The following is a 19,613-nucleotide window of genomic DNA, read 5'->3' on the forward strand; positions in this document are numbered from 1 at the left end:
CCGCGGCGCCGCGCTCAGTCCTGCCGGAGGGCGTGGACGGAGAACAGGTCTTCCGGATCGGTCCAGACCTGGATCCAGGTCCAGCCAGCTCGTTCCACCAGAGCCCGGAAGGTCTCGACCGTGTACTTGTAGCTGCTCTCGGTGTGGATCGTCTCACCATCCGCGAAGGCGACGGTGTCAGAGCCGATGCCGACGTCCTGCGCGCCCTCCGAGACGAGATGCATCTCGATCCGCGAGGCTTGCGGGTTGAACACGGCCCGATGAGAGAAAGCGCCGAGGTCGAAGCGGCCGGCGAGCTCCCGGTTGATCCGGGTCAGCAGGTTGAGATTGAACGCCGCCGTGACGCCGGCGGCGTCGTCGTAGGCCCGCTCCAGGGTGGCGGCATCCTTCACGAGGTCGACGCCCACGATCATGTGGGCGCCCGCCCCCAGGATCCGCCCGAACCGCCGAAGCAGGTCCTCGGCCTCGCTCGGCTCGAAATTGCCGATGGTCGAGCCCGGAAAGAAGCCGGCCCGGGGCATGCCGGAGAGGCTCTCGGGTAGGTCGAAATCGCGGGTGAAGTCGGCGACCACCGGCTCGACCCGCAGATGCGGGAAGTCGCCGCTCAGCGCCTCCGCCTGCGCGCGCAGGAATTCGCCGGACACATCGACCGGCACGTAGGCGGCGAGCTTGTCGAGGTGGCGCAGCAGGCGGCGCAGCTTGTTGGTCGAGCCGCTGCCGAATTCGACCAGCGCGGCCCGGGCCGGCAACAGCGTGGCCATCTCCGGCCCGCTGCGGTCGAGGATGCCAACCTCCGTGCGGGTCGGGTAATATTCCGGCAGACGCGTGATCGCCTCGAACAGGTCGGAGCCGGCAGAATCGTAAAAATATTTCGGCGAGAGCGCCTTCTGCGGCCGGGACAGGCCATCCCGCACGTCAGCCAGGAAGGCCAGTTCGGGAGTGTCGAGGGCGACCGGGGTCGCGTCGGGGAAGGTGGGCTTGACGGTCAAGGGAGGCTCCGGGGCGCGTCAGGCGGCGTCGGCGAGGCGCAGGCCGGTGAATTGCCAGCGCTGGTGCGGATAGAAGAAGTTGCGGTACGGCAGCCGGGCATGGCCCTCGGGCGTGGCGACGGACGAGCCGCGCAGCACGAACTGGCTCACCATGAACTTGCCGTTGTACTCGCCCAGGGCCCCCGGCAACGGCCGGTAGCCGGGATAGGCGACGTAGGCGCTGCGGGTCCATTGCCAGACGAGGCCGAACGCGTCCGGCAGGGCGCCGTCCCGGGCCGCGACCTCCCACTCGAACTCGGTCGGCAGGCTGCGGCCGGCCCAGCGGGCATAGGCGTCGGCCTCGTAGTAGCTGATATGGGTGACGGGCGCGTCGAGTTCGACCGGGCGGACGCCGCCGAGCGTCATCGTCGCCCAGCCCTCCCCGTCCCGGCGCCAGTAGCCCGGCGCCTCCCAACTCTCGGCCTGACCGGTATACCAGCCGTCCGAGAGCCACAGCTCGGGCTTGGCGTAGCCCCCCGCCTCCATGAAGCCGAGCCAGTCGCGGTTGGTGACCAGCGCCTTGTCGATCCGGCCCGGCAGGATCAGCGCCTCGTGGCGGGGCGACTCGTTGTCGAACGAGAAGCCGGCGCCCTCGTGCCCGATCCATGCGATGCCGCGGGCGAGCTGGGCCTGGCCACCCTGCCCTGAGGCCGCCGGAAAGCGCCAGCTGGAATCGTAGACCGGCCCCAGCGGGTTCTGCGCGAAGGCATGCAGGATGTCGGTGAGCAGCAGCTCCTGGTGCTGCTGCTCATGATAGAGCCCGATCTCCAGGATCGGCAGCACGGCCTCCAGGGCACTCTCTGAGGCTTGGCCGAGGAGGGCCTCCACCGCCCGGTCGATATGCGCCCGGTAGGCCGTCACCTCGTCCATGGTCGGGCGGGTGATCATGCCGCGCTGGATGCGCGGCTGCCGCGGGCCGGCGGCGACGTAATACGAATTGAACAGGTAGTGCAGGCGCTCGTCGTGGATGGCGTAGCCCGGCAGGTGCTCACGCAGCAGGAACTGCTCGAAGAACCACGTCACATGCGCCCGGTGCCACTTGGTCGGACTGGCATCGGCCATTGACTGGACCTGCTGGTCCTCAGCGGAGAGCGGCGCCGCCCGGCGCTCGGTCTCGCTGCGGACGAAGCGGAAGGCCGCGATCCAGGCGGCGCGGTCGATTGGCCGGGCCGACACCGGCGGCGGCGGGAAAGCCGCCGCCAACTGCGCGCGCGTGTCGCCGGAGCGGAGTGCCGCCGTGGCTGCCATGCGGATCGTCCCTTATTCGCATCTCTCCTGGGATCGTCTTGTCGACGCCCAGCTTGGTCGCAGAAGATATGTCCCCGTCTTGGTCAGACAACCTCCGCTAGTGATTCTGCCGCCACCCAGTCCGATCCGCTCATACGCCGGTGCGGCCGACGTGGTTAATGGGGAGAACTGAAATTGGCGGGGCTTTCTTGCGGCGCAGTGAGGAGGCTTTAACCCTCGGCAACGAAGTTCGAGGCGCGAGATGCGGAGTCCAGAATTTCAATGCGGATCGATCTGATGGCCGGGGCCAGCTTGTCCGCCCCGACCTTCCGTGTGTCGCCTGAGCCGACCATCCTGGTGTTCGATTCCGGCCTGGGCGGACTCACTGTCCTCGACGCGGTTCGCCGGGCGCGCCCCGATGGGCGCTACGTGTATGCCGGCGACGATGCAGCCTTTCCGTATGGCCGGCTCGGCGAAGCAGCCCTCGTCGCCCGGGTGCTCGCGGTGATGGAGCAACTCATCGCGACGCACCGGCCCGATCTGGTCGTCATCGCCTGCAACACCGCCTCGACCCTCGTCCTCCCGGCCCTGCGCCAGCGCTTCGCGACTCCGTTCGTCGGCGTGGTCCCGCCGATCAAGCCGGCCGCTGCGGCGACGCGCTCGGGCCGGATTACTCTGCTGGCGACTCCCGGAACGGTGGCTCGCTCCTACACGCATGACCTGATCGCGACCTATGCCGGGTCCTGCGCGGTGACACTGGTCGGCTCGCCGAACCTTGCCGGCTTCGCCGAGGTCGAACTCGCCGGCACACCCATCGACGATGCGGCCCTGGCCGCCGAGATCGCGCCCTGCTTCGTCACCGATCCAGACGGACGGCGCACCGACGTGGTCTGCCTCGCCTGCACCCATTACCCGCTGCTGCTGCCGCGCCTCGAAGCGCTCGCGCCCTGGCCAGTGGCCTGGATCGATCCGGCCCCGGCCATCGCCCGGCGCGTGATCCAGCTGATCGGCCCGGCCCGCCGGGATGCGGACCATGACGGCACTGTTCACGGCGCCTTCACGGCCGGGACGTGCCTGACCGCGCCGCTGCGCGCCTCGCTCGCCGCCCGCGGGATCGGCGAGATCGCCATCGAGGCGATGCCGCTCACGATGCAGTAAGCGGCCCGGACCCAGTCGCGAGTCCGATGCTCCATTCGACGCGCCTCTTCCAGCGCTGCATCGTGTCCTGGACGACAGGCGCCAACAATCATGCGCGCTTGCATAATCAATCGATCCGGTTTTCAATCCCCCTTATCGAAGTGACTATATTGATTTCGGGGGCATCGCATGGCTCTGCGAGCAGCGCTGCTGGCAGCATCACTGATGTGCGCCGTGCAGCCGGGTACGGTCGCCCTGGCCTGCGGCGACGGTGAGGCGCCCACCTCCTGCGACGATCCGAGCCCGAATGGTTTCGCCTCCTGGATGCTCGGGCGCGTCGGCCGGGCTCTTCAGGCCGATCCCGCTAAGGCGCTGACCGAATTTACCGCGGGGACGAACGGCTTCCGCACCGCCGACACCTACGTGTTCTGCGTCGGACCGGACGGCGTCATGAGCGCCCATCCCAACCCGATCCTGAAGGGGCACGATGTCCGCGACCTGCATGACAAGACCGGCAACCACTTCATCCAGACGATGCTGGAGACGGCCAAACCCGGGCAGATCGCGGTGATCCACTACCTGTTCCCCAAGCCCGGCAGCACGACCGAGGAACCCAAGACCACCTACTACACGAGGGCCGGCGACCAGATGTGCGCGGTGGGCGTCTACGATACCGATGCCTCGGCTCCAGCCGCCGCGACGCCGGACGGACGGGTCGCTCAGCTTCGCCAGAAGCTCGACGGGGTGATCCCGAGCCAGGCGCGGGAGGACTGGATCGCATTCCTGGAAGCGCTCAACGCACAGGGCGACGCGAAGGCGGCGGCCATCGCGCAGGCCCGCCACGACGTGCAGGCGGCTGCGGCCGCTCTGGATACGGCCGGATCGAGATCGGCGGGAGCCGAGTAGGGGGCGCCCTCCGGGCTGCCCGGCATGGGACTGGTGCAGATCCTTCCGCTCACGGAGGCAGCGACGTTCACCGCCGGATGTGCCGTGCTGCGATCGGTACGGATCGATCCTGAGCGCGTCGCGATCGTCCTGATAATCGGCGTTGCCGTTCTGGCCGCCGCCCTGCTGATCGCGCTGACGCCGCCGGACATCGGCGGCGATTCCTTGTCCCTGGACCCGACGAGCCTTTGGCCTCGACTTCCCTGACTGGCCCGGCAGGGCCGGGCTACCGGATCGTCGCGACGGCACAGGTGGGCTCACCGGAGGCTTCGGCCTCGGTCGGCACGGTCTGGTGGACGAATAGCATCCCGGCGGCGACAAACGGCGCGAGGGCCAAGTGGGATTGCCCGGTTTCTTTGGACGGCTGCACAGCTCGACTCTCGCCTGAAGCGGCAGAGCACCGCACCCAGGCTCGCCGCCGGGGCACGATCACGGCGCATCCTGACGCCGCAGCGTCTCGCCCCGGGACAAAGCGGTCTCCAGATGCCCGCGTCCGCCGTGGAGGACCGTCCAACTCACAGCCCGTCAGGATGCAGTACAAGACACGAGGAGGTTTAGGTCAGAGGGGCGTCGATCAGGATCGCACGAATCCTGTCGTGTACGGTGGTGTCGAAGGCTGCAGCGCATTCACGTCTTGCCGCGCCGGGCCTTCTCGGCCAGCAAAGCCGCCCGCTTCTCTGCTGCCCAGCCGGGCTTCACTGCCTGCCGGCCCCGTGCGATCGCCATGGCGCCGTCGGGCACCGCGTCTGTGATCACCGAGCCCGAAGCCACGTAGGCGCCCTCCCCGATCGTGACCGGGGCAACGAGCGCCGAGTTCGAGCCGATGAAGGCGCCGGCACCGATCGTGGTCCGGTGCTTGAGCACGCCGTCGTAATTGCAGGTGATCGTGCCGGCCCCGATATTGGCCCTCGCGCCGATCTCGGCATCGCCGAGATAGGTGAGGTGCGCGGCCTTGGCGCCGGCGCCCATCCGGGCGTTCTTCAGTTCGACGAAGTTGCCGAGTTCCGCACCCGTCTCCAGCACGGCATGGCCGCGCAGGCGCACGAACGGCCCGATGCGCACACTGGCCTCCAGACTGGTCTCGGTGAGGTGGGCGAAGGCCCGCACCGTGCAGCCGTCCGCGACCCGTACGCCGGGCCCGAACACAACGTGCGGTTCCACCACCACATCGCGCCCGAGGATCGTGTCGTGGCTCAGGAACACGGTCTCAGGGGCGATCAGCGTGGCACCACCCAGCATGGCGCTGCGGCGCAGCCGAGCCTGGATCGCGGCCTCGGCGATGCTGAGCTGCACCCGGTCGTTGACGCCCTGCGCCTCCGCTTCGTCCACGGGCACGACCGTGACCGAGAGCCCCTCGGCGACGGCGAGGGCCACCGCGTCGGGCAGGTAATATTCGCCGGCGGCGTTGTCGTTGCCGATGCGCGTCAGCAGCGCCAGGGCGTGCCGCCCCGAGAGCGCCATCAACCCGGCATTGCACAGGGTGACGGCCCGCTCGGCCGGGCTCGCATCCTTCTCCTCGCGGATCGCCAGCACGCAGTCGCCCTCGGTAAGCACCCGGCCGTAGCCGGCCGGGGCCGGGCTTTCGAACGCGAGCACGGCGACCGTCGCGCCCTCAGCGAGAGGCGCGCGAAGTCGTAAAAAAGTCTCGGCGCTGATCAACGGCGTATCGCCGAAGGCGATGACCACGTCGTCGTCGGGCGCGTCGAGCACGGCCCGGGCGGCCAGCACCGCGTGGGCGGTGCCCAGGCGCTCGGCCTGCGGAAACACCTGTGCGCCGGGCGCCTGCCGGGCGATCTCGGCGGCGACATCCTCGCGGCCGGGCTCGGCCACCACGGCGATCCGGCCGGCGCCCGCGGCCTGAACGGCCGCGAGCACGTGGCCCAGCATGGTCCGGCCGGCGATTCGGTGGAGCACCTTCGGCAGGTCCGAGCGCATCCGCGTGCCCTTCCCGGCCGCGAGCACGATGGCGGTGAGGCTGCGTGGGGGCTTGGCGGAGGGAGTCATCGCGGGTCCGGGCGTCGTGATTCGGCGCGCCCCGGATGGGCCGGACGCAGGCGCGACGCAAGACCGGCCCGGCGGATCTCAGCGCAGGGCCAGCGCCCCGTGATGGGCCGAGCCGTGCGCATAATGCTCCCGGCGGCGCTCGATCGAGCTCGGGATCCGCAGGGATTCCCGGTACTTCGCCACGGTCCGGCGGGCGATGTCGACGCCCTCGCTGCGCAGCTTCTGCACCAGCGCGTCATCCGACAGCACGTCGTCCGGGGTCTCGCCGTCGACCAGTTGCTTGATGCGGTGGCGCACGGCTTCCGAGGAATGGGCTGCCATGCCAGCCGCCCCGGGGATCGCCGCGGTGAAGAAGTACTTCATCTCCAGGGTGCCGCGACTGGTGCCGATCGCCTTGTTGGAGGTGACCCGGGACACGGTCGATTCGTGCATACCGATCGCCTCGGCGACGGTCTTGAGATTCAGCGGGCGCAGATGCGTGACGCCATGGACGAAGAAGCCGTCCTGCTGGCGCACGATCTCGGTGGCGACCTTCAGGATCGTGCGGGCGCGCTGCTCCAGGGAACGGGTCAGCCAGTTGGCGTTCTGCAGCGCCTCCGACAGGAACGCCTTGTCGCCCTCGGCGGAGGCGCCGCGGACCACGCGGGCATAGTAGCTCTGGTTGACCAGCACCCGCGGCAGGGCCTCGCCGTTGAGTTCCACCAGCCACGACCCGTCCGGGGCGGCGCGCACGAACACGTCGGGGATCAGCACCTCGACGCCGCTCGACCCGAACGCGCGGCCGGGCTTCGGGTCGAGGCGGCGAATCTCGCCCAGCATCTCGACGAGATCCTCGTCGTCCACGCCGCAAAGGCGGCGCAGGGCGCTGAAATCCCGCTTGGCCACCAAGTCGAGGCGCGAGACCAGGGCCTGCATGGCCGGGTCGAACCGGTCGCGCTCGCGCAGCTGGATTGCCAGGCACTCGGCGAGGTCGCGGGCAGCAATGCCGGGCGGGTCGAAGCTCTGGACCAGCGTCAGCACCCGGGCCACCGTGGCGGCATCGGCGCCGAGGCGCTCGGCCACGCCCTCGACCGTCTCGCGCAGGTATCCGGCCTCGTCGACCGCGTCGATCAAGAAGCCGCCAATCAGCCGATCAGTCGGATTGCGGGTCGCCAGGTCGAGCTGGCCCGCGAGGTGATCGCGCAGGGAAATCTCGGCCGTCAGGGCGGTCTCGAAATCGGGGGCGTCGGAATCGAAGCTGCCGCCGCTGCTGCCGTAGGGCGGCGGCGTCAGCGAGAGCATGTCGCCCCCGGACGCCTCCTGTACTTGCGTGGGTGCATCGTCCGGAAAGACGTTGTCGAGCCGCGTGTCGAAATCGGTCTCGATTTCACCGCGACTTGGATTGAGCTCGGCGGGCTGCCACGAATCGGGGTCGGACACCTCGTTCAACGGGCCGGCCGCCTCGGCTTCGCCGGTCGCGGGGCCCTCAGGCTCGGCGCGTTCCAGCAGCGGATTGCGCTCCAGCTCGGCCTCGACATAGGCAGCGAGATCGAGGTGCGACAATTGCAGGAGTTTGATCGCTTGCAGAAGCTGCGGCGTCATCACCAGGGACTGGCCCTGACGCACTTCCAGCCGTTGCACCAAACTCATAAGAGGCCCCGATGCCCTTTCAGCGTGATTGACCAGCCGGGCCACGTTGCTTTCGGCATGGTTATTGCTTGTCGCGCCTGATCACCTGTAAACCGATCTCTAGCTCGCGTCAAAGATCGCCGGTGCGGATCGATGTTGGCAGGTGTCCGAACGGCACCGGGCCGTGGCGCATGGGCCACATGCCATCTGGCCTTCATAGTCGCGAAGAGGCTTTAACGAAGCTCTGCAGCCGCGCCGCCGGAAGCTTGCGAAGCGAAGCGCGGCGATGCATCGCGAAACCGGCGATCCCGCACGGTTCGAGCACTTCAGGCAGCCGTTCCGCGATGGCGGTGTGGCCCGCCGACCGGCGCGTCAGCCGCGCGCGAGCAGCCGCTCGTACTCCGCCTCGGCCGGACCGTAAGCGTCCCCGGCGAGGTCCTCCAGCTTGTCGCGATCGACCACGATGATTCGCCCCCGCCGGGCCCGGATCATGCCCGAGCCCTCCAGGACATGGGTCGCCGTCGTGACGCCGGGTCGGCGAACGCCGAGCATCATCGCCAGGAACTCGTGCGTCAGGATCAGCTCGTCCTTCTGCAGCCGGTCGTGAGTCATCAAGATCCAGCGGGCGAGCCGTGCCTCGATAGTGAGATCCGTATTGGCGTAGACCGTGTGGCCGACCTGGACGATCAGGCTCTGCACGTAGCGCCCGAGCAGACTGCGCAGTGTCGGGCTCCTATCCAGAGCCGCGACGAGGACCGCGGCCGGAACCCGCAGGGCCGTGAGATCGGACTGGACGAGGGCGGTGTGGGGGGTGCGGTCCGTCCCCAGCACGAGCGGCGCGCCGCACATCCCCTCGTAGCCGACGACCCCGATCTCGATCCGGCCCTCGACCGTGTCGGCGACCAGGGAGACGACGCCCTCCTCGATGAAATGGGCGTGCAGGATCGGCGCGAGCGGCTGGATCAGCAACTCACGCAACGGCACCGAGACGACCTCCAGTACGGGAGCAAAATAGGCGAAATCATCGGGGGTCATGAGACGGAGCAGACGATTGCGGACGCCATCCTGCTTCGGTCGATCCAAGGCTCCGCTCCAAATTGAGGGCTAGAGCGCGGATGATCTTTTGGTCAACGGCGCTCAAGCTCGTCTGCTCGCGATGGCAACGAGGTAAACGGCCGCCGCTCGACCACAAGCGGAATTAAGTTGTCCTGCGCTCTACGTACGCTTTCAGACGATCGCGATGCGACGCTCTGGGTCAGTTTCAGTTAACCGTCATAAACATATTTGGTTTCAGCGCGGAACGCTGCCCCGCCGCGCTTCCGGCGTCCGGGACATTTTAGAGTCCTACGCGGCGATGGCGTAACACGCCGTCACGCAGGGTAACGACAGCACCGATCGGACACCGATAGCAACGCGTTTGCCCGCAGAGACGGTGTGCCGTACGCAATTTCACCACCGTCGGTGACGGCGCAATGCTGTCGCTGGACGACGCGGGGCTCGACGTCGGTGGTCGGCAGGAAGCGCCGAACCTCGGAGTCAGCGCTGGTGGACATCGCCACCGACACGGTTCAGGCCAAGGCGAAGTCGCTTTCGTCGCTGAATTTTGCCGATTTGAGCCTGGCGGTGCGGGTTCGAAACGAGGTGGGTGCGGTCGCTTTCCGGGCGCACCTCACTCTCGCATTGGACTGGCCGGACGGTTCGGTCAGTCGGGGCTGATCCGGCGGATCACCAGCCGCAATTGGGTAAGGGCGGTTGCGGCTGGGCCAGGGCCGCCTTCTCGATCGCCACCACCGGTCCCCAGGCGTATTTCTGCGCGTGCGGCGTGACGTTGGCGAACAGGCAACCGAGCTGGAAATGGCTGGCGCCCATCTCGCCCGAGAAACCCATGCAGTCCAGGAAAGTCCAGGTCTTGGGGGCCGGAATCATCGAGCGCCAGCGCGGCATCGCCACCGGCGCGCAGACCTTGACCGCTCCGGTACCGTCATCCGCGTTCAGGGCGTTCTCGGGTGCTTGCGCCCAGGCCGGTGCGACAGCGAGGCCGAGGAGGAGCAGGGCGGTCGGGACCGCGCCACGGATGGCGGACAGCGTCGGCTCGGGTGCGTTCATCGGGTCAGTGCATCGTCCGCCACAGGGTCGCGAGGATCGCGAAGCCGATCAGGTTGTACAGGATCGCCCAGATCCAGACACCGATCACGGCCCGACTCGGCTGGCTGGGCCGCTGGCGGCCAAGGCGCAGGCGGTTGCGGTCCTCCGGCGTTGGCCAGATCGCGGTCCTGGGCGCTTTCAGCAGCCGGGTCAGGGCCTCGGGGAGATCGAGGCCGGGCGGTCGTTCGCCGGTCATGACAGCCTCGGATGCGGCGGGGCGGCGAAGCGCGGCCCCGAGGTAACCTTGTAAGGATGGTCGCCCCGCGCCGGCAATGCGCCGGGCCGGCATTTTGCCGAGAGGATCAGGATGAGATCGAGACGGGGAAGGACCTGTCAAACGGCCGGCTAAAGCACCGTCCCGGCGGCCTCCGGATAATATTGGTAGGCCCAGGTCTCGGAGAGCGGCCGGTCGCCGTTCCTGAGTTGCAGGCGCATCTCGATCGGCTCGGGGCCGTCCGCAAAGACTTTCAGGAAGACCCGCCAGGGGCTCGGCTTGCCGTAGGGCGCCCAGGTCGCCCCGACCTCCTCGGCGCTGCCGCGCGACAGCGTCAGCGCCACCTGGGCCTTCTCGGGATCGAGGCCCGTCAGGGCCGCGCCCTCGAATTCCAGAACGAACTGGCGCACGAGGTTCGCCCGGCCCGGACGCCTGTCCGCGTCGGACAGCCAGGATGCTTTGGTCGCCCGGGTCGCGACGCAGCGGGCGAGATCGGTGGCGACCGGCTCGGCCACCGGCCAATGCAGGCGATAGGCGAAGCTGCGCTCGGCCCCGGCGGCCGGCGGATCGGCCGGCACCCACATCGCGCCGATGTTGTCGTCGGTCTCCTGATGCGTCGGAATCTCGATGAGCTGCACGCTGCCCGCCCCCCAATCGCCCAGCGGCTCGACCCAGATATCGGGGCGGTTCTCCTCGAAGCCGTCATCGATGTAGGTGGCGAAGGCCCGGTCGCGCTGGAGCAGGCCGAACCCCTTGGGCGAGCGGTCCGCGAAGGCGCTGACGCTGAGGCGCGGCGGGTTGTTGAGCGGGCGCCAGATCAGCTCGCCGGTGCCGGTCTGCATCAGCAACCCGTCGGAATCATGCACCTCCGGCCGCCAGTCGCTGGCGAGGAACCGGCTCATCCCCTCCGAGTACCAGAGCATCGAGGTCAGCGGCGCCACGCCGAACCGCTCGACGGCGTGGCGCATGTACAGCGTGCAGGCGACGTCGATCACCACGTGGGGCTCCTTCCGGGCGGTGAACCGGTAGGCGCCGGTGAGGCTTTTGCCCTCGAGCAGCGCCAGCACGGACACTGCGCCGTTCGATGCCGGCGACACGTAGAAGCGGGTGAAGACCGGGAATTCCTCGATCTTGCCCGGTCCCGGCGCGGTGTCGATGGCGATGCCCCGGGCCGAGGCGCCGTATTGCGCTCCGTCCCCGGCGGCGCGGAAATACGAGGCGCCCAGGAAGGCCAGCCAATCGCCATCGTCGCCGGGCAGGCCGGCCGGGACCTTCTGGAAGCGGACACCGGCAAAGCCTGAGCCGTCTGGCAGGTCCATGCCGGGATTGCCGGGCGGGTAGGCGAAGAGGTCGCGGGAATACAGCACCTCGCGCGCCTGACCGCCTTCGAGCGAAAAGATCTTCACCGGATGCCGGAAGAAGTTGCCGAGATGGAAGAAGGTGACCGGGTACGGGCTCTCCGGGAACAGCGCGTGCGCGGGCGGGTAGCGGATCTCCTGGAGGGGCCCGTAGGTCAGGGCGTCGAGCGCGGGAGAGGCCGACGCCTCGGGGGGCGGTGCGTAGGGCCGGTCGCGGAGCGTGCGGGCTAGGTCCTTAAGACGGTCGAAATCCATCGGCTCCGGCGGCGCCAGACGCGGCCCGCCCGATGCGGCCTGGGCGGGTCGCGCGAGAGGCGACAGAGCCAGCAGGCCTAAGGCAGTCAGGGCGCGTCGCGTGATCAAGCTAAAACCTCCGGGAATCGCCGGTCCGACGACCCGCTCCGCCCTCTAGTCACGCTGGCATGACCGCGCAATTGACCGCCGCGTCGGCAGAGGTTCAGCTTCGTGGGCCGCAGGCATTGGTGGGGCCGTCGGTCTCCCAAAGGGCGGCCCCGCCCCCGGGGGCGCATTGGCCCGGGAGTGCCAGGGTGATCAGCTTGGACAGGGTGCGGTCCTCGTCCTCGCCGTAGCCGATCTCGCCGACCATCCGGCCGGTCTTGTCGAACAGCCCGACGGTGGCAGAATGCTCCATCGTGTAATCGCCGCCGGGGACCGGCACACGCTTGTAGGCGACGTGGTAGGCGTCTGCCATGCTGGCGACCTGCTCGGGTGTGCCGACGAAGCCGCGGATCCGCGGATCGAAGGCGGTCAGGTAGTCGCGAAGGCTCTCGGGCGTGTCCCGCTCCGGGTCCAGGGTGACGAAGACCACGTTGATGCGGTCGGCGTCGCGACCCATCCGGCCGAGCGCTCCGGACAGCGTCGTGAGCGTCGTCGGGCAGACCTCCGGGCAATGGGTAAAGCCGAAGAACAGGGCCGACGGCTTGCCGAGCAGGTCGTCTTGGCTGACCGGGCGCCCATCGAGATCCGCCATGGCGAAGCTGCCGCCAACCCGGCGCGGATGGCTGAAGTGCGAGCCCTGCTGTAGGACGATCGCCCCCGTTCCGGTGGCGACCAGGGTGACGATCGCGGCGGACGCGATGAGGGCGAGCGGGCTCGGTGCCATGCTGGGACCTGCGACGGGAGCGTCGATGGATGCCATATGGGGTCGGGATTGCCTCGCGCGATCCCGCTGCGGCGAGCCGCACCAGACCAAGGTCGGGAGACGGAGCCTTTCGGTCTGCGTCGATCTGCCTTCTGGAGGCGAATACGCGCTGCTAGGCCAAAAAATGGTCGGAGTGGCCGGACTTGAACCGACGACCCCCTGTCCCCCAGACAGGTGCGCTACCGGGCTGCGCTACACTCCGATGCCACAAGGGCTCGGGGCTCTTAGCCGTCGCGCCCCGCCCGCGCAAGCCCTTCGTACCGGATCGGCGGCCCTGGCCCTCTCCGGCCGGGGCGGTTACGGGGAGCATCTGCATCGCGCCGCAACGATCGCGCCACGCCATTGAGGACCATGACGGACCGACCGATCGCCTTCGATCTCACGCGCCTGGTCACGCGGCTGCGTCACGCGAGCCCGTCGGGGATCGACCGGGTCGATCTTGCCTATGCACGCCGCTTTCTGGGGCGGCCCGGGCCGGGCGTCGGTGTGGTGTCCACGGCCTACGGGCCGCGGGTGCTCGACTGCGCGCATGCGCTGGCCATCGTCGAGGCGGTGGCGGCGGGCTGGGTCGAGGATCGGGACGCGCTCTCCGATCCAGTCTATCGCGCGCTGTCGGCGCGGCTCGGCGCCCCGGTGACAGCCGCCCCGTCCGCGCTGGCCTCCCGAGCGGGGAGTACGCAGCGCCGCCGAATCCAGGCGCGGACGGCGGCCGACATCGCCCTGCGCGGCAGCCCGCTCTCAGCCCTTCCCCGGGATGCGCTCTACCTGCACACCTCGCACCTCCGCCTCGACAATCCCAGCCGGTTCGATTGGCTCTACGACCGGCGCGACGTGCGCGCAGCGTTTTTCGTCCACGACCTCATCCCGATCACGCATCCCGAATACGGGCGCGCCGGTGAGGCCGACCGCCACTGGGTCCGGATGCGCACGATCGGGCGCCACGCCGCCGCGATCCTGGTCAATTCCGCCGATACCGCCGCGCGCACCCTGGATCATCTGGCCGCCGAGGGTTTCGGCCGGCCGCCGGTGGCGGTGGGCCATCTCGGGGTCGAGCCGGCCTTCGGGCGGGCCGGGCCGCGCTTCCAGCCGGACCGCCCGACCTTCCTGGTCTGCGGCACGATCGAATCGCGCAAGAATCACCTGCTGCTGTTCCAGCTCTGGCGCGTCCTGGCCGAGCGGCACGGAGCGGCGACGCCGCGCCTGGTGGTGGTCGGGCGCCGGGGCTGGGAGGCCGAGAGCGCTATCGATATGCTCGAGCGCTGCCCGGGCGTGCGCGCCCACACGGTCGAGGTCACGGGTCTCTCGACGCACGGTCTAGCGGCGCTGACCCGCAGTTGCACCGCCCTGCTGATGCCCTCGTTCACCGAAGGCTACGGCATCCCGATCGTCGAGGCCGCGGCCTCCGGCCTGCCTGTGGTGGCGTCCGACATCCCGGTTCACCGGGAGATCGCCGGCGGCTTCGCCCTGTTCCGCGATCCGCTGGACGGCCCGGGCTGGTTGGACGCGATCGAGACGCTCGCCCGGCCGGACGCTCCGCTTCGGGCCGAGCTCGCCGCGCGTCTCGACGGCTACGAGCCGCCGGGCTGGGACGCCCATTTCGCGAAGGTGGAGCCGACGCTCGCAGCGCTCTGACCGGGCCGGCCGTCATGCCGCGAGTTGCGCCACCTCGGCCTGATGAATAAGGGAAAGCGTCAGCCTTTATAGGGCCGGGCCCTGAACGGGGCGGAACGGAGATGCTGTCGATGCAGGTGGTCGACCTCGATCGTGAAACGGTCAAGCGCGGGTTGAGCGATGGCACGATGCTGATCATCGACGTGCGCGAGGACCACGAATACGAGGCCGGGCACATCCCCGGTGCCGTTTCGCATCCGCTCTCCACGTTCGACCCGCAGGCCGTGGCCGCGCTGATTACGGCGGATGGGCGCCGCCCGGTCCTGTCCTGCGGGTCGGGGGTCCGCTCGGTCCATGCCCTGGTGGCGGTTCAGAAGGCCGGCCTCGACATCGCCGAGCACTACAAGGGCGGCTTCAAGGATTGGTACGCCGCAGGCGAAGCAATCGAGTAGCGATCCGAAACAATCCGGCCTTTAGCGGCCGTCATGTGCGCTCTCGCACAATGGGTTATAGGGCGCGCGGGTTACGGCGCGTCTGCCCAGGACTCATCGTCAAGCTCGGTTCGACCGACGGGTCGGCCAACGGACAGCAGGACCCGATGCGCAGCCGGCTTTCCAGCCTCCTCCCCGTGCTCTCCGGTCTCGCCGCCGGCCTCCTCGTTGCGGGTCCGCTCGCCTCGATCGCTCACGCACAGGCACCCGGCGGCCCGCCGCCGAAGGTGACCGTGGCCAAGCCGGTGGTCCGCGAGATCGTCGAGCAGGACCAGTATACCGGCCGATTCGAGGCGATCGAATACGTCGAGGTCCGGGCCCGGGTCACCGGCTACCTGGAAAAAATCAACTTTACCGACGGCCAGACCGTGAAGAAGGGCGATCTGCTGTTCGTGATCGACCGGCGCCCCTACAAGGCGGCTCTGGAGCAGGCCCAGGCGGCCCTGGCCTCCGCCAAGGCGCGCCAATCCTTCTCGCAGACCGATCTCGAGCGCGCCCAGACCCTGTCGCGGAGCGGCAACATCTCCGAGCAGGTCACCGACCAGCGCCGGCAGGCCTCGCTGACCGCCCAGGCCGATGTCGACAGCGCCCAGGCGGCGCTGAACAACGCCCAGCTCAACTATGACTTCAGCGAGGTGAAGGCGCCGATCAACGGTCGGATCAGCCGGCGTCTGGTCACCGAGGGCAACATCGTCAGCGCCGACCAGACGATGCTGACCACGATCGTGTCCCTGGACCCGATCTATTTCAGCTTCACCGTCGACGAGAAGTCGTTCCTCAAGTACCAGAGCAGCCTCGGCATCGGCATGGGCCAGACCCAGCAGGGCAAGGGCGTGCCGATCCTGATCGCCCTCTCCGGCGAGGCGAAGCCGACCCGCAAGGGCACCCTCGACTTCGTCGACAACCGCGTCGACAACGCCACCGGCACGATCCTGCTGCGCGCCACGGTCCCGAATGCCGACCTGTTCATCAAGCCCGGCCTGTTCGGCATCGTCGCGATGCCGGCCACCAAGCCGTTCCAGGGCGTGATGATCCCCGACGAGGCGGTCGCCGCCAACCAGGACAAGCACATCGTCTACGTGCTCGGGCCGGACAACGTGATCCAGCAGAAGGACGTGGTGCTCGGCCCGAAGGTCGACGGCTACCGGGTGATCCGCAGCGGCCTGAAGGGCGACGAGAGCCTAGTGGTCAACGGCATCTCGCGCGTCCGTCCGGGGGCCAAGGTCACCCCGGAGACGGTCGAGCTGCCCCCGAGCAAGACGTGAGCCTGACCGGCTCAACACGACGGCATGCGCGTGCGCCGCGCCGCATGCGCCGCACCGACGACGCAGGGCCCCGACCGGGTGACCGGCGGGCCTCAGAGGTTTGACCGATGCGTTTCGCCCACTTCTTCGTCGACAGGCCGATCTTCGCGTCGGTCACGTCGATCGTCTTCCTGATCCTCGGCTTCGTGGCCTACGAGACCCTGCCGGTCTCGCAGTACCCGGAGATCGTGCCGCCGACCGTGACCGTGCGCGCCTCGTATCCGGGCGCCAACGCCGAGACCGTGGCCGCGACGATCGCGACGCCGATCGAGCAGGAGGTCAACGGCGTCGACAACATGCTGTACATGACGTCGTTGTCGACCAACGACGGCAACATGCTGCTGACCGTGACCTTCAAGGTCGGCACCAACCTCGATATCGCCAACGTACTGGTGCAGAACCGGCTCTCGGTGGCGCAGCCCCGCCTGCCGCCGGACGTGCGCAACCTCGGCGTCACGGTGCGCAAGGCCTCGCCCGACCTGATGCTGGTCGTGCACCTGCTGTCGCCGAACAAGACCTACGACCAGAATTACCTCGCCAACTACATCTACCTGAACATCCGCGACGAGCTGCTGCGCCTCGACGGCGTCGGCGACATCACGATCTTCGGCGGTAACGAATATGCCGAGCGGATCTGGGTCGATCCCAACAAGCTCGCGGCCTACGGCCTCTCGGTCACCGACGTCACCACGGCCCTGCAGGAGCAGAACGTCCAGGTCGCGGCCGGCCAGCTCAACGGGCCGCCGGCGGCACCGAGCGAGGCGTTCCAGCTCGTCGTGCAGTCGCAAGCGCGGTTCAAGACGCCGGAACAGTTCGCCGAGGTGATCATCAAGGCCCAGGACGGGCGCCTCGTCCGGGTCAAGGACATCGCCCGCGTCGAGATGGGCCAGAAGGACTACACGACCAACTCCTACCTCAACGACACGCCTGCGGTGGGCATCGGCGCGTTCCAGCGGCCCGGCACCAACGCCCTTGAGGCGGCGACCTCCGTCAAGAACGTGATGGAGACCGTCAAGAAGAACTTCCCCCCGGACGTCGAGTACCGCATCGCCTACAACCCGACCGAGTTCATCGAGGAATCGATCCAGGAGGTCTACAAGACCCTGTTCGAGGCGGTCGGCCTCGTCGTCATCGTGGTGCTGGTGTTCCTGCAAAGCTGGCGAACGGCGCTGATCCCGGTGATTGCGATCCCCGTCTCGCTGATCGGCACATTCGCGGCGATGGCGGCCTTCGGCTTTTCGCTCAACAACCTGACGCTGTTCGGTCTGGTGCTCGCCATCGGCATCGTGGTCGACGACGCCATCGTCGTGGTGGAGAACGTCGAGCGCAACATGGCCGAGGGACTCTCGGCGGGCGATGCCGCGCACAAGACCATGGACGAGGTCGGCGGCGCGGTCATCGCCATCGCCCTGGTGCTCGCCGCGGTGTTCGTGCCGACCGCGTTCATCCCGGGCATCTCGGGTCAGTTCTACAAGCAGTTCGCGCTCACGATCGCGGCCTCGACCCTGATTTCGGCGTTCAACTCGCTGACCCTGTCCCCGGCCCTGTGTAAGCTGCTGCTCGTGCCGCATCACGCGCGCAAGGAGCCGAAATTCTTTCTGGCCCGGTTCCTGAACTGGCTCGCCAACGGCTTCAACCGCGCCTTCGATGCCACCTCGAACGCCTATGGCCGGGCCATTCGCGTCCTCACGGGCGGGATCATCGGCATCGGCGTGATGCTGCTGGTCTACGCCGCGGTGATCGCCGGCACCCTGCACCTCGCGCAGACCACGCCGACGGGCTTCATCCCTGACCAGGATCAGGGATACCTGATCGGCGTCGTGCAGCTCCCCTCCGGCGCCTCCCTCGACCGCACCACGGACGTGATCCTGCGGGCCGCCAAGCAAGCCAGGACGGTGCCCGGCGTCGCCAACGCGGTGATCATCGCGGGCTTCGACGGGGCGACCTTCACCAACACGACCAATGCCGGCGTGATGTTCCTCACCCTTACGGGGGCGAAGGAACGCGCTGGTCAGGGGCGCAGCGCCGCGGTGATCACTGGCGAGGTGCTCAAGGCCACCTCGGACATCCAGGAAGCGCGGGTGATCGTGATCCCGCCCCCGCCGGTGCGCGGCCTCGGCAACGGCGGCGGCTTCAAGATGCAGATCGAGAGCCGTCAATCTTCGGAGATCGGTCCGCTGATGGCTGCGGCCGGCGAGGTGATCGCCCAGGCGAACCAGAGCGCCGACGTGCAGCGCGTGTTCACGACCTTCGACAACGCGACGCCGCAGCTCTTCCTCGACATCGACCGCACCATCGCGCGGATGCTGAACGTGCCGCTCGCCAACGTGTTCTCGTCGGTCCAGGCGGATCTCGGCGGCACCTACGTCAACGACTTCAACACGCTGGGCCGCATCTATCAGGTGCGCCTGCAGGGCGATGCCGCCTTCCGCACGTCGATCCAGGACATCTCGCAGATCAAGGTGCGCTCCTCGACCGGCGCGCTGGTTCCGATGGGCACGCTGGCCTCCGTGCGCGACGTGACCGGCCCGCAGATCGTGCAGCGGTTCAACCTGTACTACTCGGTCCCGGTACAAGGCGTGGCCAAGCCCGGCGTTTCCACCGGACAAGCCCTCGACGCCATGGAGGCGATCGCCAAGAAGGCTCTGCCCGATGGCTTCGCCTACGACTGGACCGAGATCGCCTTCCAGCAGAAGGCCGCGAGCGGCACCGCCGGCGCCGTCTTCGCCCTGGGCGTGCTGCTTGTCTTCCTTGTGCTGGCCGCGCAGTACGAATCCTGGGCTCTGCCGCTGGCGATCCTGCTGGTGGTTCCGACCGGCGTGCTCGCCGCGTTAGCCGGGGTGCAGTTCCGGGGGCAGGACAACAACATCCTGACCCAGATCGGCCTGATCGTGCTGATCGGCCTCGCGGCTAAGAACGCGATCCTGATCGTCGAGTTCGCGCACGACATCGAGCAGCGCGAGCATCGGGGCCCGGTCGAGGCGGCCGTGGAGGCCTGCCGCCTGCGCCTGCGCCCGATCCTGATGACCGCCTTCGCGTTCATCCTCGGCACCCTGCCGCTGGTGATCGCCACCGGCCCGGGCGCCGAGATGCGCCAGGCGCTCGGCACGGCGGTATTCTTCGGGATGATCGGCGCGACCTTCTTCGGCCTGTTCCTGACCCCGGTCTTCTACGTGGTGATCCGCCACTTCTCGCTCTGGCTCGGTCGCCTGCGCGGCAAGTCCTCTCACGGCGACCACGGCGGGACGGCCCCCGCCCACGGCTGAGGCGGGCTGCCCGCAAATCGAAAGACTCGCGCATGCCGGGAGCCGCCCCCGACCCTCACCGGTCGGGGGCGGCTCCTTTTGCAATGGCTTGCCTTCTCCGGTGTAAGAGCGTG

At 68.5% G+C, this 19,613-nt stretch carries 17 protein-coding genes and 1 tRNA gene; 8 read left to right on the top strand and 10 right to left on the bottom strand.

Features of this window, described 5'->3' with window-relative positions; genetic code table 11:
• Nucleotides 1-14 precede the first annotated feature (14 nt).
• On the bottom strand, nt 15-989 hold the full coding sequence (gene egtD / locus MKL11_RS26560; protein ID WP_243948822.1) for an L-histidine N(alpha)-methyltransferase: 975 nt from the start codon (nt 987-989) through the stop codon (nt 15-17).
• 18 nt (nt 990-1,007) lie between these two features.
• On the bottom strand, nt 1,008-2,276 hold the full coding sequence (gene egtB, locus MKL11_RS26565; RefSeq protein WP_243948825.1) for an ergothioneine biosynthesis protein EgtB: 1,269 nt from the start codon (nt 2,274-2,276) through the stop codon (nt 1,008-1,010).
• 261 nt (nt 2,277-2,537) lie between these two features.
• Here egtB and murI point away from each other — a divergent pair, with 261 nt between their 5' ends.
• From murI to MKL11_RS26580, 3 genes are all read left to right on the top strand, one after another.
• Complete coding sequence (gene murI, locus MKL11_RS26570) at nt 2,538-3,413, top strand: glutamate racemase (RefSeq protein WP_243948826.1); 876 nt, start codon at nt 2,538-2,540, stop codon at nt 3,411-3,413.
• A gap of 168 nt (nt 3,414-3,581) precedes the next feature.
• Complete coding sequence (locus MKL11_RS26575) at nt 3,582-4,298, top strand: cache domain-containing protein (protein ID WP_243948828.1); 717 nt, start codon at nt 3,582-3,584, stop codon at nt 4,296-4,298.
• 24 nt (nt 4,299-4,322) lie between these two features.
• On the top strand, nt 4,323-4,544 hold the full coding sequence (locus tag MKL11_RS26580; protein ID WP_243948830.1) for a hypothetical protein: 222 nt from the start codon (nt 4,323-4,325) through the stop codon (nt 4,542-4,544).
• A gap of 420 nt (nt 4,545-4,964) precedes the next feature.
• Here the strand turns inward: MKL11_RS26580 and glmU are convergent, their stop codons facing one another.
• The 3 genes from glmU to MKL11_RS26595 form a co-directional block, all read right to left on the bottom strand.
• The gene (glmU, locus tag MKL11_RS26585; RefSeq protein ID WP_243948839.1) at nt 4,965-6,341 is read right to left on the bottom strand and encodes a bifunctional UDP-N-acetylglucosamine diphosphorylase/glucosamine-1-phosphate N-acetyltransferase GlmU; all 1,377 of its coding nucleotides are present in this window, start codon (nt 6,339-6,341) and stop codon (nt 4,965-4,967) included.
• A 78-nt stretch (nt 6,342-6,419) separates the two neighbouring features.
• The gene (gene rpoN / locus MKL11_RS26590; RefSeq protein ID WP_243948848.1) at nt 6,420-7,970 is read right to left on the bottom strand and encodes an RNA polymerase factor sigma-54; all 1,551 of its coding nucleotides are present in this window, start codon (nt 7,968-7,970) and stop codon (nt 6,420-6,422) included.
• 351 nt (nt 7,971-8,321) lie between these two features.
• On the bottom strand, nt 8,322-9,032 hold the full coding sequence (locus MKL11_RS26595) for a Crp/Fnr family transcriptional regulator (RefSeq protein WP_243948850.1): 711 nt from the start codon (nt 9,030-9,032) through the stop codon (nt 8,322-8,324).
• Between the two features lie 462 nt (nt 9,033-9,494).
• Here MKL11_RS26595 and MKL11_RS26600 point away from each other — a divergent pair, with 462 nt between their 5' ends.
• Nucleotides 9,495-9,665, top strand: a complete 171-nt coding sequence (locus MKL11_RS26600) for a hypothetical protein (RefSeq protein WP_243948852.1) — start codon at nt 9,495-9,497, stop codon at nt 9,663-9,665.
• Between the two features lie 9 nt (nt 9,666-9,674).
• On the opposite strand, the gene MKL11_RS26605 is transcribed toward MKL11_RS26600, so the two are convergent.
• From MKL11_RS26605 to MKL11_RS26625, 5 genes are all read right to left on the bottom strand, one after another.
• A complete protein-coding gene (locus MKL11_RS26605) occupies nt 9,675-10,055 on the bottom strand; it encodes a hypothetical protein (protein WP_243948854.1) in 381 nt (126 codons plus the stop codon).
• A 4-nt stretch (nt 10,056-10,059) separates the two neighbouring features.
• A complete protein-coding gene (locus tag MKL11_RS26610) occupies nt 10,060-10,290 on the bottom strand; it encodes a hypothetical protein (protein WP_243948855.1) in 231 nt (76 codons plus the stop codon).
• Between the two features lie 149 nt (nt 10,291-10,439).
• Complete coding sequence (locus MKL11_RS26615) at nt 10,440-12,029, bottom strand: glucan biosynthesis protein (protein ID WP_243948857.1); 1,590 nt, start codon at nt 12,027-12,029, stop codon at nt 10,440-10,442.
• 94 nt (nt 12,030-12,123) lie between these two features.
• Nucleotides 12,124-12,789 (bottom strand): SCO family protein, encoded by a 666-nt coding sequence (locus tag MKL11_RS26620; RefSeq protein WP_243948859.1) that lies wholly within the window; start codon nt 12,787-12,789, stop codon nt 12,124-12,126.
• A gap of 164 nt (nt 12,790-12,953) precedes the next feature.
• Nucleotides 12,954-13,030 (bottom strand) — tRNA-Pro (locus MKL11_RS26625).
• Between the two features lie 149 nt (nt 13,031-13,179).
• Here MKL11_RS26625 and MKL11_RS26630 point away from each other — a divergent pair.
• The 4 genes from MKL11_RS26630 to MKL11_RS26645 all read left to right on the top strand — a co-directional run bounded on the left by MKL11_RS26630 (nt 13,180) and on the right by MKL11_RS26645 (nt 19,500).
• Nucleotides 13,180-14,460: a glycosyltransferase family 4 protein gene (locus MKL11_RS26630; RefSeq protein ID WP_243948862.1), complete on the top strand. Its 1,281-nt coding sequence runs from the start codon at nt 13,180-13,182 to the stop codon at nt 14,458-14,460.
• 110 nt (nt 14,461-14,570) lie between these two features.
• Nucleotides 14,571-14,891: a rhodanese-like domain-containing protein gene (locus tag MKL11_RS26635; protein ID WP_243949086.1), complete on the top strand. Its 321-nt coding sequence runs from the start codon at nt 14,571-14,573 to the stop codon at nt 14,889-14,891.
• Nucleotides 14,892-15,037: 146 nt separating this feature from the next.
• Nucleotides 15,038-16,195 (top strand): efflux RND transporter periplasmic adaptor subunit, encoded by a 1,158-nt coding sequence (locus tag MKL11_RS26640; RefSeq protein ID WP_243948864.1) that lies wholly within the window; start codon nt 15,038-15,040, stop codon nt 16,193-16,195.
• Nucleotides 16,196-16,302: 107 nt separating this feature from the next.
• Nucleotides 16,303-19,500, top strand: a complete 3,198-nt coding sequence (locus MKL11_RS26645; RefSeq protein ID WP_243948866.1) for an efflux RND transporter permease subunit — start codon at nt 16,303-16,305, stop codon at nt 19,498-19,500.
• The last annotated feature ends 113 nt before the right edge of the window (nt 19,501-19,613 follow it).

The organism is Methylobacterium sp. J-077 (assembly GCF_022829365.1).
GTDB lineage: Bacteria > Pseudomonadota > Alphaproteobacteria > Rhizobiales > Beijerinckiaceae > Methylobacterium.